We start from the raw sequence: 13864 nt of genomic DNA, 5'->3' as shown, positions 1-13864 counted from the left end.
ATAAAACTAATATGCTTAATTTTACCTGCACTTTTTGCCGAATGCTGATACAATAAAGGATGTTACTATTTAGTAGAAAGAGTGGTAAACATGTTAGATTGGATGAAAAAGCTGTTTAACAAAGAGGAAGAAAAAACAGTGATGAATAAAGAAGTACCGGCACAAATTGAAAGTCAGCCGAAAATTCCTCGTGTAAACCACTACACTGAAGCAAGAGAAGCACAAATGGCAAGTCGGAATGCAGGGAAATGTCGTTTTCCATTAATACCAGATAATGGCTTCGATGAGGAGGATGTAAGAGAACTGCCTAACTTTGAAGAACAACCTATTCAAAGAGGAGCATATGAAGAACAGCCTACTCAAAGAGGAATAAAAGTGGAAAGAAGCAGACGACCGTATGTGGAAACAGAAGCACCTACATATGAGGAACCGGAATTGCAATATGAACCGGAACCAGAGCCTGTCGTAAAAAAAGCATTTGTACCGTCGCAAGAAAGTAACCGTAGACCATTTCGTCCAACAGAAATGATTTCTCCGATTTATGGATATAACCGTCCTTCAGTAGAAACGAAGGTTGTGCAGGAGGAAGAAAAGGTAAGAGAAGATCTTGAAATATCTGTTGAAGGAAAAGCTGTTGTTGACGCATGGTTAGAGAAAAAGGGATATACATTATCTGACTTTTCGGGAGTTCTACAAGGAAGTTCATCTGTTAAGAACGGAGTGAACGAACGAAGTAATAAAGTAGAAGAAAAATCGGTTGTGGATACATGGTTAGAGAAAAACGGTTACGAAGTTGAACGTCAAGCCCCTTCATTAGAAGAAAGCCTAAGTGATGATTTGCTTCATAAAACAGTAGGACAGCATGTGGAAAAAGAGGCTACAATTGTACAAGCCTTGAAGCAGGAGCAAGATGTAGTGGCGTTATCATCTACAGAAGATAACGAAGAAACTTTACAAGAAGAGTCAATAGATTCTAAAGTAGAGTATGTGTATTCGATATTAACAGAAGAAAATGAATGTAATACAGAAATAGAAGAAACTGTTGCTGAAGTTGCAGCAAATCAAGTCGAAGAAGAAACCTTAGAAGATGTAGTGATTGTAAAAGCAGATGAAAAGCTTGAAGAAACAATTACTATAGAAATACCAGATGCTTTTGAAGAAGAAGCTAAGGAAGCAGCAGGAGCTGTGGAATTAGAGGGATCTGAGGAAGCAGAAGAAGTTGTGGAGTTAGAAGAATCTAAGGAAGCAGCAGTTGTGGAATTAGAGGGATCTGAGGAAGTAGAAGAAGTTGTGGAGTTAGAGGAATCTGAGGAAGCAGAAGAAGTTGTGGAGTTAGAGGGATCTGAGGAAGCAGAAGAAGTTGTGGAATTAGAAGAATCTAAGGAAGCAGAAGTTGTGGAATTAGAGGGATCTGAGGAAGCAGAAGAAGTTGTGGAATTAGAAGAATCTAAGGAAGCAGAAGTTGTGGAATTAGGGGGATCTGAGGAAGCAGAAGAAATTGTGGAATTAGAGGAATCTGAGGAAGCAGAAGAAATTGTGGAATTAGAGGAATCTGAGGAAGCAGAAGAAATTGTGGAATTAGAGGAATCTAAAGAAGCGGCAGAAGTTGTGGAGTTAGAAGAACCTAAGGAAGCAGAAGAAGTTGTGGAATTAGAGGAATCTGAGGAAGAAGAAGTTGTGGAGTTAGAAGAATCTAAGGAAGAAGAAGTTGTGGAATTAGAGGGATCTGAGGAAGCAGAAGAAGTTGTGGAGTTAGAAGAACCTAAGGAAGTAGCAGAAGCTGCGGAGTTAGAAGAACCTGAGGAAGCAGAAGAAGTTGTGGAATTAGAGGAATCTAAGGAAATAGAATCAGTTACGGAATTCGCATTAGAGAAAACACCGCAAGAAGAAGTAATTGAAGAAACGATGAATATAGAGTCGTTAGAAAATATAGCAGTTGAAGAGCAACCAGTGGTTTCTCAGCAAGAAACAATTGAGTTCATGGAAGAAAGTGAAGTATTCGTACCAGTTTCAGAAACGGATGAGCAAACAAAGAAAGATGTTCAAAACTTTGCGAACGTTTTAATTGAAGAAGCGGAAGAAAAGAAGCAAGTTGCTGAAGAACAGCCTGCTTTACAAATAGAAGAACCGAAACGTGAGAAAAAACGTCATGTCCCATTTAATGTTGTCATGTTAAAGCAGGATAGAAAGAAATTAATGGAAAGACATGCGGCAAGAACGAACGTAATGCAATCAACTGTCAGTGAACGAGTGGAAGAAAAGCCAGTGCAGCAAGTGGTAGTAGAACCACAAGCAGAAGAAAAGCCAATGCAGCAAGTGGTAGTAGACCTGCAAGTGGAAGAAAAAGCAGTGCAGCAAGTGGTAGTAGAAGCCCAAGTGGAAGAAAAACCAATGCAGCAAGTGGTAGTAGAAGCTCAAGTGGAAGAAAAACCGATGCAGCAAGTAGCGGTAGAAGCTCAAGTGGAAGAAAAACCGATGCAACAAGTAGTGGTGGCTGGACAAGTACAAGAGTCAATTTCTAGTACGGAAGTACAAGAGAAAGCATATGTTGTAAATCAAAAAGAGAATGATATGCGCAACGTACTACAAGCGCCACCGAAGTATGAACTTCCGCCATTAACGTTGTTGTCAATTCCACAGCAGGCAGCATTAGATAATACGGAGTGGCTAGAAGAACAGGAAGAATTATTAAATACGACATTTAATAATTTCCATGTTGGAGCACATGTTATTAATGTGTCACAAGGGCCGGCGGTAACTCGTTTTGAAGTACAACCAGACCCAGGTGTGAAAGTAAATAAAATTACAAATTTAAGTGATGATATTAAGTTAAGTTTAGCTGCGAAAGATATTCGAATTGAAGCGCCAATTCCAGGGAAGAGTGCAATTGGAATTGAAGTTCCAAACAAGGAAAGTAAGCCAGTATTCCTGCGTGAAATTTTAAGAAGTCCTGTATTTACAAAGAGTGAATCACCGCTTACAGTTGCGCTGGGGCTTGATATTTCAGGTGATCCAATTGTAACGGATATTCGAAAAATGCCACATGGACTTATTGCGGGTGCAACTGGTTCAGGGAAAAGTGTGTGCATTAACGCGATTTTAACGAGCATTTTATATAAAGCGAAGCCGCATGAAGTGAAGTTGATACTAATTGATCCGAAGATGGTTGAGCTTGCACCATACAATTCTGTTCCACATCTTGTAGCACCTGTTATTACTGACGTAAAAGCAGCCACAGCTGCGTTAAAGTGGGCGGTTGAAGAGATGGAACGTCGTTATGAATTGTTTGCTCATGCTGGTGCTCGTGATTTAACTCGTTACAATACGATTGTAAGTGGTAGAGAAATCCCAGGTGAGACATTACCTTATATTGTAATTGTCATTGACGAGTTAGCGGACTTAATGATGGTTGCTCCTGGTGATGTGGAGGAAGCGATTTGTCGTATTGCACAAAAAGCGCGTGCTTGTGGTATTCACTTATTAGTTGCGACGCAGCGTCCATCTGTAGACGTTATTACAGGTTTAATTAAATCAAACATTCCAACGCGTATTGCGTTTACAGTATCATCTCAAGTTGATTCGCGTACGATTATCGATATTGGGGGCGCGGAGAAGTTACTTGGTCGTGGTGATATGCTATTTTTAGGAAACGGCACATCTAAACCTGTTCGTGTACAAGGTGTATACGTATCAGATGATGAGATTGAAAGAACAGTTGATCATGTGAAAAAGCAAATGAAGCCAAACTACTTATTTAAGCAAGAGGATTTATTAGCAAAATCAGAGCAGAGTGAGTCTGAAGATGAACTATTTTTTGATGCATGTCAATTTGTTGTAGAACAAGGGGGAGCGTCCACATCTTCTGTACAGAGAAAATTCCGCATAGGTTATAATCGCGCGGCACGTCTAATTGAAGAGATGGAGTCACAAGGGATTATTTCTGAAGGAAGAGGAACGAAACCGAGAGATGTCCTTATTTCTGAGGATGAATTCGCTGCTATGCAGGAAACAAATGTATAGGAAACGGTTTTGCTGTATACTAATAGAAAATGTTGGATAGTAAAGTAGGGAGTAAAGCGACATGAAAGAAATTGAATTAAAATTAAAAGGTGAAATAAATCGACTAACAAATAAAACATTTAAATTTGATGAACGTGTTGGAGAAGGCTGGTTCTCTGCCGTTTACTTTTTAAAAACTAGAGAAATCATTGAAGAATTTCGCCCGAAAAGTGTTGTAACAATGCAGTTTTTTCAAAAAGAACATGCAGTTCTTTGCGGAGCAGATGAGGTAATCGCATTGCTACAAACATTTGCCAAAAATCCTGAGGAATTAGAAATTCATTCTTTAAAGGATGGCGATAATATTAGTCCGTTTGAAACAGTTTTAACAATTCATGGTCCTTATGAATACTTCGGCTTTTTAGAAGGTGTAATTGATGGGATTTTAGCTCGTCGTACATCAGTTGCGACAAACGTATATAACGTTGTCCAAGCTGCACGTAGTGTAGATAAAGAAAAACCGGTTATTTTCATGGGAGATCGTGACGATCATTATACGCAACAAGCTGGTGACGGCTATGCGGCATACATCGGAGGTATGAGCGCGCAAGCGACGCATGCAATGAATGAATGGTGGGGCAGAAGTGGTATGGGGACGATGCCTCACGCTTTAATTCAAATGTTTAATGGTGATGTTGTTGAAGCTGCAAAGGCATATCATAAAAAATTCCCAGAAGATGAATTAGTCGTACTAATTGATTATAACAATGATGTCATCACAGATGCACTTCGCGTAGCGCGTGAATTTGGATCAACATTAAAAGGTGTACGTGTCGATACGTCTCGCACAATGATTGATCAATACTTCATTCGTCACCCAGAAGTACTTGGAACATTCGATCCACGTGGTGTAAATCCATCACTTGTATTTGCACTTCGTAAGGCTCTTGATGAGGAAGGGTTCCAACATGTAGATATCGTTGTAACTGGTGGGTTTGATGAGAAGCGTATTCGTGAATTTGAAGCTCAAAATGTTCCTGTTGATATATATGGAGTAGGAAGTAGCTTATTAAAAATGAATATTGGTTTTACTGGTGATAACGTAGAATTAAATGGAAAACCAGAAGCAAAAGCTGGTCGTAAATACCGTCCAAATTCACGTCTAGAGCGTGTTCAATTAGAAACAAAAGAAGATATGTAAAAGCGAGAAAAACTGATAGGTGATTGACCCTATCAGTTTTTCTGTTATCATAGTATAGCGGCTTGTTTTTTGCTATAATAAATGTGTTATGGACATAAAAGAAGTACGTACGAGTTTATCACTGATAAGTGAATATAAAAAGAAATTCACTGCATCAGAAATGTATGATGATTACCAAAATAAGAAAAGATTCATATACTGTCTTATAGATAGGCCGTTGTATTAGTTCGAAATGTTGGAGGTTCTTTAAGATGACAGTTTACCATTTTGTAGGAATTAAAGGAACAGGAATGAGTTCATTAGCACAAATTCTTCATGACATGAAGCATACTGTTCAAGGGTCTGATTATGAAAAGCGTTTCTTTACACAAACAGCATTGGAAAAGCGTGGTATTTCCATCCTTCCTTTTGATAAGAATAATATTAAAGAAGGACAAGTGATTATCGCAGGAAATGCATTTCCTGATACGCATGAAGAAATCGTAGCAGCAAAAGAATTAAATATCCCAGTACATCGTTACCATCACTTCTTAGGTGATCTTATGAATCAGTACACAAGTGTTGCTGTAACTGGTGCACATGGAAAAACATCAACAACTGGTTTGTTAGCCCATGTAATGCAAGGTGCACACCCAACATCATACCTTATTGGAGATGGAACGGGGCATGGGGTAGAAAATAGTAAGTATTTTGTATTTGAAGCTTGTGAGTATCGTCGTCATTTCTTGTCTTACTATCCAGACTATGCAATCATGACAAATATCGATTTCGATCACCCAGATTACTTTGCAGACATCAATGATGTATTTAATGCATTCCAAGAGATGGCATTGCAAGTGAAAAAAGGTATTATTGCATGTGGTGATGATGAAGAACTTCAAAAAGTTCAAGCGAAAGTACCTGTTATTTTCTATGGATTTGGAGAAGATAATGATTTCCAAGCACGTAACATTCAAAAGAGAACTGATGGTACTATATTCGATGTATTCGTTCGTAATACGTATTATGACACGTTCAAAATTACAGGATACGGCGATCACAGCGTATTAAATGCATTAGCAGTAATCGCGCTTTGCCATTATGAAAACGTTGATGTAGAAGCAGTTAAGCATCAGCTAACAACTTTTGAAGGCGTAAAACGTCGCTTTAATGAAAAGCCAATGGGAGAACAAGTTATCATTGATGACTATGCACACCATCCGACAGAAATTAATGCAACGATTGAAGCAGCTCGTCAAAAACATCCAGAGCGTGAAGTTGTCGCTGTATTCCAACCACATACATTCTCACGTACAGAGAAATTTTTAGATGAGTTCGCGGAAAGCTTAAGTAAAGCTGACCAAGTATACTTATGTGATATTTTCGGATCAGCACGTGAAAACAAAGGTGAATTAACAATTGAAGATCTGCAAAAACGTATCGATGGCGCAGAACTAATTACAGATACAACAACGGATGTGTTAAAGAAACATAAAAACGGCGTTCTTATTTTCATGGGCGCAGGTGACATCCAAAAATTCGAAGCAGCTTACGTAAAAGAAGTTCAAGTTGCAGAGAAGTAATAGAAAAGACGCATAGCTTGGCTGTGCGTCTTTTTTTGTTGTGTCCGATTTTTATTTATGTATTGACCTAGAGTTAGCTCTAGGTTGTAAGATGAATATGTAAAAACAAGGGGGAGAAAACATGTATAAAATCGGTGAAGTCGCAGAATTAACAGGGATGGGTATTCATACTTTGCGCTATTATGAGAAACTAGGTTTATTGCCACCACCAACGCGGAATAGTGGCATTCGTCAGTATACAGAAGGTGATGTGCGCCTATTAAAATTTTTATATTCATTAAAGCAAACAGAAATGTCTTTAGAAGAGATGGCTGAGTTTGCAAGTGACGGATGTATTATAGAGGAGATTAGACAGCGGGAAGAGGAAGTACCTGCGAAAATAAAAAAGAGGATTTCAATTTTAACAACACACTTAGATCGTTTAAGGGAACAGCAGGAGCAATTGCAAAAAGTAGTTTTGTTAACAGAGGAGAAGTTAGAAATTTATTATGGTTTTCTAGAAGAGAAAAACTCGGAGGCCAACAATGAAGAATAAAGTATACGCTCAGTTACTAGGTTTTGCGATTTTCACTGGTGGAACATTTAATGCTTCGAAATATGCGGTGCAATATTTCGAAGCGATTCATATAGCGGCATGGCGTTTTGGGATTGCTGCATTTGTGATGTTATGTCTGTTAAAAATACGAAAAGATTTTGAGGTGGAGGTATGGAGGCAGAATAGGGCTTATTACCTTTTGCTAGGTATTGTTGGTGTATTTGGTTTTAACTTCTTTTTCTTTTTAGGTATGAAACATACAGAAGCTATTAATGGTGCACTTATTATGGCGACGAATCCGCTCGTTACGATGCTATTAGCAAGTGTTATTTTACGAGAAAAAATTATAAAGCGCCAAGGTATTGGAATGTTACTTGCATTACTTGGTGTTGTTTTTGTACTTACACAAGGTTCGTCTACAATACTACAAAGCTTGTCATTTTCAAAAGGGGATTTTTATATTTTATTAGGGAATATTTGCTGGGCGTTATACGGTGTACTAGGCAGAAGGTTTATTAAAACTGGTAGCCCAATACAAACTACGACATATACGATGACGATTGGTGCTCTTGCCTTTATTGTGATATCTGTCACTCAAAAAAGTATAGTACCAGTTTTAGAAGTTCCTTTGTTAGCTTGGGGAGCGATTCTCTTTATGGCAATTGGAATGAGTGTGCTCGGTTACTTATGGTGGAATAATGGAATTGCTCAAATTGGGGCAGCAAGGACATCTTTATTTTTTAATTTAGTGCCTGTTGTTACAATGATTATTTCTTTTATTGAAGGAGTAAATATAACGCCCGCACAATCTGTAGGAATGATATTAGTTGTTACGGGAGTATTATATTCTTCTGGTTTTATACAACTAAAACCGAAAAAAGTGTGAATATTTAACATTTTGTATCTGTAAGTGTTAGAATAATAAGAAAAATAAAAAGGGGCTAAAAAACATGTTCACACTCCGAGTAGATGACGAAATCGAACTACAACTATTAGAAAAACATCATAAAGAGGAATTATATCAATTATTAGATCAAAACCGTAACCATTTAAGAAGATGGCTCCCTTGGGTAGATGGAACGAAATCAGCTGATGCGTATAATGAGATTTTTCCGATGTGGTTAAAGAAATTTGCAGAGGGCGATGGGTTTGAAGCTGGCATACGTTATAAAGGAAAGCTCGTTGGGATGGTGGGGATTCATCCGGTGAGCTGGGGTAAGAAAGCTACGAGTCTTGGATATTATCTTGCAGAAGATGCTGGCGCGAAAGGTATTATGACGCGAAGTGTGAAGGCTGTGCTTCATTATGCATTTGATAATTTAAAGCTGAATAAAATTGAAATTCGTTGCGGTGTTGAAAATGCGAAAAGCCGTGCGATTCCAGAACGTTTAGGTTTTAAATTAGATGGTATTTTAAGAGATGACGAATGGTTATACGATCATTTTCAGGATATCGCTGTGTACAGTTTACTAGCTTCAGAATGGAAAAAATTCGATGAACGAGAAGATTTGTATTATTCCGTATGAAAGTATGTTTCAAGAGGAAGTAGTAGATCTTATCGTTCATATTCAGCGGAAAGAGTACAAGGTCCCTATTACGAAAGAAGAGCAGCCGGACTTACTTGAAATAGAAACGTTCTATCAAAGGGACAACGGAAATTTTTGGGTAGCAACTTATGATGGGAAAGTAGTTGGAACGATAGCTTTATTAGATATTGGGAAGCATCAAGTAGCGCTAAGAAAAATGTTCGTGAAGAAAGAGTTCCGCGGAAAAGAATGGGGCGCATCACATACGCTACTTCAAACGGCAATTTCTTGGGCGAAAGAAAAGAACTTGGAAGACATTTATTTAGGAACAACAGTTAAATTTCTAGCAGCACACCGTTTCTACGAAAAGAATGGTTTTCAAAGCGTGAGTATAGAAGAGTTGCCAAAAAGTTTTCCAGTGCTAGAGGTAGATAAGAAATTTTATAGGTATACTGTTTAAAAAGGTCATTCATAAATGGCCTTTTTTTATGAACTAAAATGGAAAAAATGGTATAATTTAGTTAGGGGGGGTGCGTGTATGGATTTTCCAATTCAAAGAAGTAAGTCAGCGGTAATTTTCGTTAGTCTCACATTAGCTTTTATGTTTGTGTATCCAATTGTCATGCTTTTCACAAATAAAGAGCAGTGGATGTCAGCGTTGATTGGAATGGGTTTATGCTTCATTGTAAATGTACCAATCGTTTGGGAAATATTTATTAAAAAACATAAAGTGGAAAATGGCGTGTTAAAATATGGTATTTTAAATGACGATGTTGTATTAAAAGATATAAGAGTTGTTCGTCAAGTTGGGAAATCACTTGAAATTACGACGAATGCATATAAAGTACATATGATTGCGATGCCGCAAGATATGACAAGTTTTTTGTCACTTGTTGAGAAAGAGAATCCACATGTAAAAATAGAAATGGTAGGTAAGAGATGAAGTATGTAAAACTTTTACCCCGCATTAACGGGCAGTAAGACTCCCACCTCAAAATTCGGCAGGAGCAAAGAAGTTAGGTGAGAGTCGGGCTGCCCGTAAAAGCCCGATTGGTGAGGGCTAATAATCAGTGGGGGATGAACAAAACCCCCACTGATTAAAGTTTCACTTTATTTTGTTTGGAAATTTTGTTTGTGCTTGTTGGTTGCACTAGAGTATATATGAAATGGGATCTGCCCTTATATGTCCCAATATTAATAGGTACTATCGCAGTGACGCTTTTATTTTATTTTCATTTTCAGCAAACAAAAAGCGAGAAAAATAGCTCCATATAAAGTAGGGGGATTAGAAATGAAAAAGATCTATATGTTGTTTTTGTTTCTGCTAACTGCATCCATTCTTTTAATAGGATGTAGTGCGAAGAAAGAGAAGTCTGATGTTAGTTTAGAAAAGGCACAAAAAATTGAAATTGAATCGCTTATTGATTCGAGTGATAAAAAAACAATTACCGATAAGAAAGAAATCACAAAGTTGTTTGAATCAATCAAAATGGATGAGTGGGAAATGGAATCGGCTCCTTTAGATACTCCGCAAGGGAAAACGTTTAAAATGTATCAAGAGGATACACCGAAATTATTGGATTCGGGTAAAGATAAAAAAGAGTTACATGAAATTGGTACTATGACAGTATATAAAGATGTCCCTTATGTCGAAGTTGAAATGAAAAATAAGAAAATGAGTTTTAAAGTGCCAGAAGATGTGGCGAAAGATTTATTACAATATTAATAAAAAGACGCTCGGAGAAAATTCCGAGCGTTTTTCATTATTTTAAGTTCTCTGGGTTTAAAGCTTCTAGTTCAGTTACAACGAAGCGTCCGTCTTTACGGATTAATACGTCGTCGAAGTAAATTTCACCGCCGCCGTATTCAGGGCGCTGAATGCATACTAAATCCCAGTGAATGTTAGAGTTGTTGCCGTTCCATGCATCATCATAAGCTTGTCCAGGTGTGAAGTGGAAGCTGCCATCGATTTTTTCATCGAATAGGATGTCTCCCATTGGATGTAAGATGTATGGGTTTACGCCGATTGCGAACTCACCAACGAAACGCGCGCCTTCGTCTGTATCGAAGATTTTGTTAATGCGCTCTGTATCATTTGCAGTTGCTTCAACGATTTGACCGTTCTCAAATTTAAGTTGTACATTTTCAAATGTATAACCGTTGTAAGGAGATGGTGTATTGTATGAAACTGTACCGTTAACAGAATCGCGAACTGGTGCAGAGTATACTTCACCATCTGGAATGTTTAAATGACCCGAGCATTTAATAGCTGGAATGTCTTTAATAGAGAATGTTAAGTCAGTTCCAGGGCCAGTTAAGCGAACCTTATCTGTTTTATTCATTAATGTAACAAGGCTATCCATCGCCTTATCCATTTTACCGTAGTCTAAGTTACAAACTTCGAAGTAGAAGTCTTCGAAAGCTTCTGTGCTCATTTTAGCAAGCTGCGCCATAGAAGCATTTGGGTAGCGAAGAACAACCCAGCGTGTTTTCGGAACACGGATGTCTCTATGAACTTTTTTGCCAATTGTTTGGCCGTGAACTTTCATACGTTCACTTGGAACGTCAGCTTGTTCGTTAATGTTATCACCAGAGCGAAGGCCGATATAAGCGTCCATATCTTTCATTACGCTCGCTTCATATGCAGCGATTTGTTCGAAATGTTCTTCAGTAGCACCCATTAATAAAGAGCGATCTACTTGATGATCTTTTAAAGAAACGAATGGGAAACCACCAGCTGCATATGCTTCTTTTACAAGTGCAGTTACAAGTTCTTTTTGTAAGCCAAAGTTTTCAATCAATACTTTTTCGCCTTTTTGTAAACGAATAGAGTAGTTAATTAAATTGTATGCTAACTTTTCAATGCGTGGATCTTTCATATGTAAAGCCTCCCTACTAATTATGTATCCTCTCCTATTGTAACCTACTTAGTGGAATTTGTTGAATCATTTATGTTAAAGTTAACGAATAAGTATGAAAATTCTAATGAAAAGATAGGGATTAGAATGAAACGGAAAATGATTGTATAATGGGAGAAAGTATGAAAAAGATAAAGGAAGTGATGAAATGCAAGTTCTTCTATATGTAAGTGCGGCTATTATCGCGGTTGCTTTCGCAGTATTAGTAGTGTATGTATGCAGAACGTTGTTATCGGTTCAGAAGACGTTAGAAAACGTTGCGAGCACGTTAGAAGGTTTAGAAAAGCAAATGCAAGGAATAAGCGTAGAGACGGAGCAATTATTACATAAGACAAATGCGTTAGCTGATGATATTCAACAGAAGTCACAGTCGCTAAATAAAGTAGTAGAAGGTGTGGATGGAATCGGAACGACGATCCACTCTTTAAATACGAAGCTTCGCAATGTATCAGAGTCTGTTACGGACGAAATTGAAAATAATGCAGATAAAGTAGCACAAGTTGTGCAATGGAGCAGTGCAGCAATTGAAGTATACAACCATTACCGTACTACGAGACAAGAGAAAAGGGTTGAAAAAGAAGAGCGTAAACTTGAGAGAGCTGAGCAGAAGGCTGAAAAGAGAGAGAAGCGCTCTAGACTTCGCATGAGAGGTGAGTAACGATGAGTATGATGAAGATTGAAACGACTGAAGAACTTGAAGCGTTAGTAGAAAAGAACGAGCCCTACGTTCTTTTTAAGCATAGTACGACATGCCCAATTAGTCACGGTGCATATACTGAGTTTCAAGCGTATTGCGGTGAAGAAAGAGAAGTGCCAGCATATTACTTATACGTACAAGAGGCGAGAGATGTTTCGAACCATGTTGCAGAGCAGTACAGCATTAAGCATGAATCTCCGCAAGTGTTATACATAAAAGATGGAATGGTAGTATGGCATACATCGCACTGGAATATTAAAAAAGAAGCTTTAGAAGAGAATGTAAAATAGGGAGAGGCAAGCGAAGGGCTTGCTTCTTTTTTATTTTGTTGCAATATATTTAGTGGTACACTAGAGATACTTTAAAACTAAGTAAATTGACTTTTGAAAGTGGGTTTTAAGCAATGAAGAAAATGGCATTATGCATCGCAAGCTTAAGTTTATTACTGGGGGCTTGCAGCAATAATACTATTGAGAAGAAGGATGAAGTTGTACAGAAAGATACGAAAGAAAAAAGTATGATTCCAAGAACTGCTGTTTCTAAGGATTACTATAGAACTGTTATTCCTTTAAAAGAACAAAAGGTAATTAATACAGTTAATGTTAAAACTAATTCTAAACTAGATTTAGCAGAATATGAAAATGGTTTAATGGATATTGCTTCAAAACAATTCGATACAGAAAATTACGTATTACAATTAAATCAATATATTCCAGAGAAAACAATTGATGAATTAGTTACGAAACAAGAAGTACCAGTTTTGACTAATATTATAGAACAGGACTACTTCGGCAAACAAAATTCAAATGAACTAAGCTTATCTGGTGTTGTTATTGGTTTATCTATGTCTTCAAGTGTATCTAATGAGGAAGCTATTTCTAAAGGTACTGAAGTCGCTAAGGGGCTTATAGAAGCTATTAATAAAAACGATAAATATAACAAATCTCCAATTACATTTGCTATATTCAAGCAAGAAAGTACAAGTTCTTTAAAGAATGGTACTTATATTTCAAGCGCTACTGTTCAAAAGAACGAGACTAATCTTGGAAATTGGGATACTATTGATGAAAAGTCGTATTCGTATCCTTCTCAAGAATTTGGGGGGGCACATGGAGAAGATAATGATAAGCTAAAGAAATTTTCTGAAGCAATGAAGGCATTTTCTCCAGGAGATTATATCCCTGTTAATGCTAAGATTTCTTATAAGCAAAACAAGATGGATAAATTAAAGATGGATATTGTCGTTAAATATAACGGTAAGTCAGAATTAATGGCACTCTCTCAAACGGCTGCTCAAAGTATGTTAGAACAATTTCCTAAAGATGCTAAAGTTCAATTACAAATAAAGTCCGAGAATAAAATCGAGGCTGTTATTATAAAAGAGAAGAACAGCGATAAACCGTTTGTTTCTTTCCTATAATAAAAA

General features: G+C 37.5%; 13 protein-coding genes. 12 read left to right on the top strand and 1 reads right to left on the bottom strand.

The window, feature by feature from the left end; genetic code table 11:
- The first annotated feature begins 90 nt into the window (after positions 1-90).
- From ABH960_RS06485 to ABH960_RS06445, 9 genes are all read left to right on the top strand, one after another.
- Entirely contained in the window at positions 91-4020 is a 3930-nt protein-coding gene (locus ABH960_RS06485; RefSeq protein WP_404443696.1) for a DNA translocase FtsK, read from the top strand.
- Positions 4021-4081: 61 nt separating this feature from the next.
- Positions 4082-5200: a nicotinate phosphoribosyltransferase gene (locus ABH960_RS06480; RefSeq protein ID WP_002015597.1), complete on the top strand. Its 1119-nt coding sequence runs from the start codon at positions 4082-4084 to the stop codon at positions 5198-5200.
- A 251-nt stretch (positions 5201-5451) separates the two neighbouring features.
- Positions 5452-6762 (top strand): UDP-N-acetylmuramate--L-alanine ligase, encoded by a 1311-nt coding sequence (gene murC / locus ABH960_RS06475; RefSeq protein ID WP_002015598.1) that lies wholly within the window; start codon positions 5452-5454, stop codon positions 6760-6762.
- Between the two features lie 121 nt (positions 6763-6883).
- Positions 6884-7297 (top strand): MerR family transcriptional regulator, encoded by a 414-nt coding sequence (locus ABH960_RS06470; protein WP_404443691.1) that lies wholly within the window; start codon positions 6884-6886, stop codon positions 7295-7297.
- On the top strand, positions 7287-8183 hold the full coding sequence (locus tag ABH960_RS06465) for a DMT family transporter (RefSeq protein ID WP_404443688.1): 897 nt from the start codon (positions 7287-7289) through the stop codon (positions 8181-8183). Before ABH960_RS06470 ends, ABH960_RS06465 begins: the two co-directional genes overlap by 11 nt.
- Positions 8184-8247: 64 nt before the next feature.
- Positions 8248-8823 carry a GNAT family N-acetyltransferase gene (locus ABH960_RS06460; RefSeq protein ID WP_404443685.1) on the top strand — a complete coding sequence of 192 codons (576 nt, stop codon included), beginning with the start codon at positions 8248-8250 and terminating at the stop codon, positions 8821-8823.
- Positions 8792-9283, top strand: a complete 492-nt coding sequence (locus ABH960_RS06455) for a GNAT family N-acetyltransferase (protein ID WP_033731444.1) — start codon at positions 8792-8794, stop codon at positions 9281-9283. Before ABH960_RS06460 ends, ABH960_RS06455 begins: the two co-directional genes overlap by 32 nt.
- A gap of 78 nt (positions 9284-9361) precedes the next feature.
- Entirely contained in the window at positions 9362-9766 is a 405-nt protein-coding gene (locus tag ABH960_RS06450; protein ID WP_078177727.1) for a PH domain-containing protein, read from the top strand.
- 348 nt (positions 9767-10114) lie between these two features.
- Positions 10115-10549, top strand: coding sequence for a hypothetical protein (locus ABH960_RS06445; RefSeq protein ID WP_002129451.1), 435 nt, complete (start codon positions 10115-10117; stop codon positions 10547-10549).
- Between the two features lie 37 nt (positions 10550-10586).
- On the opposite strand, the gene ABH960_RS06440 is transcribed toward ABH960_RS06445, so the two are convergent.
- Positions 10587-11702, bottom strand: coding sequence for an aminopeptidase (locus ABH960_RS06440; RefSeq protein WP_002184819.1), 1116 nt, complete (start codon positions 11700-11702; stop codon positions 10587-10589).
- 187 nt (positions 11703-11889) lie between these two features.
- On the opposite strand from ABH960_RS06440, the gene ABH960_RS06435 reads away from it, so the two are divergent.
- From ABH960_RS06435 to ABH960_RS06425, 3 genes are all read left to right on the top strand, one after another.
- Positions 11890-12399 carry a DUF948 domain-containing protein gene (locus ABH960_RS06435; protein ID WP_016095984.1) on the top strand — a complete coding sequence of 170 codons (510 nt, stop codon included), beginning with the start codon at positions 11890-11892 and terminating at the stop codon, positions 12397-12399.
- Positions 12400-12401: 2 nt separating this feature from the next.
- Positions 12402-12728, top strand: coding sequence for a bacillithiol system redox-active protein YtxJ (gene ytxJ / locus ABH960_RS06430; protein ID WP_404443681.1), 327 nt, complete (start codon positions 12402-12404; stop codon positions 12726-12728).
- 113 nt (positions 12729-12841) lie between these two features.
- Positions 12842-13858 carry a CamS family sex pheromone protein gene (locus ABH960_RS06425; RefSeq protein WP_002015611.1) on the top strand — a complete coding sequence of 339 codons (1017 nt, stop codon included), beginning with the start codon at positions 12842-12844 and terminating at the stop codon, positions 13856-13858.
- Positions 13859-13864 lie beyond the last annotated feature (6 nt).

This window comes from Bacillus sp. RC252, from assembly GCF_044909215.1.
Taxonomy (GTDB): domain Bacteria; phylum Bacillota; class Bacilli; order Bacillales; family Bacillaceae_G; genus Bacillus_A; species Bacillus_A mycoides.
The sequence above is the reverse complement of the archived record's forward strand: the minus strand, read 5'-3'. Positions and strand labels throughout refer to the sequence as shown.

Bases quoted from the DNA above. Each gene is read 5' to 3' on its own strand.
- ABH960_RS06485 (WP_404443696.1), top strand. From the start codon at position 91: ATGTTAGATTGGATGAAAAAGCTGTTTAACAAAGAGGAAGAAAAAACA.
- ABH960_RS06480 (WP_002015597.1), top strand. From the start codon at position 4,082: ATGAAAGAAATTGAATTAAAATTAAAAGGTGAAATAAATCGACTAACA.
- murC (WP_002015598.1), top strand. From the start codon at position 5,452: ATGACAGTTTACCATTTTGTAGGAATTAAAGGAACAGGAATGAGTTCA.
- ABH960_RS06470 (WP_404443691.1), top strand. From the start codon at position 6,884: ATGTATAAAATCGGTGAAGTCGCAGAATTAACAGGGATGGGTATTCAT.
- ABH960_RS06465 (WP_404443688.1), top strand. From the start codon at position 7,287: ATGAAGAATAAAGTATACGCTCAGTTACTAGGTTTTGCGATTTTCACT.
- ABH960_RS06460 (WP_404443685.1), top strand. From the start codon at position 8,248: ATGTTCACACTCCGAGTAGATGACGAAATCGAACTACAACTATTAGAA.
- ABH960_RS06455 (WP_033731444.1), top strand. From the start codon at position 8,792: ATGAACGAGAAGATTTGTATTATTCCGTATGAAAGTATGTTTCAAGAG.
- ABH960_RS06450 (WP_078177727.1), top strand. From the start codon at position 9,362: ATGGATTTTCCAATTCAAAGAAGTAAGTCAGCGGTAATTTTCGTTAGT.
- ABH960_RS06445 (WP_002129451.1), top strand. From the start codon at position 10,115: ATGAAAAAGATCTATATGTTGTTTTTGTTTCTGCTAACTGCATCCATT.
- ABH960_RS06440 (WP_002184819.1), bottom strand. From the start codon at position 11,702: ATGAAAGATCCACGCATTGAAAAGTTAGCATACAATTTAATTAACTAC.
- ABH960_RS06435 (WP_016095984.1), top strand. From the start codon at position 11,890: ATGCAAGTTCTTCTATATGTAAGTGCGGCTATTATCGCGGTTGCTTTC.
- ytxJ (WP_404443681.1), top strand. From the start codon at position 12,402: ATGAGTATGATGAAGATTGAAACGACTGAAGAACTTGAAGCGTTAGTA.
- ABH960_RS06425 (WP_002015611.1), top strand. From the start codon at position 12,842: ATGAAGAAAATGGCATTATGCATCGCAAGCTTAAGTTTATTACTGGGG.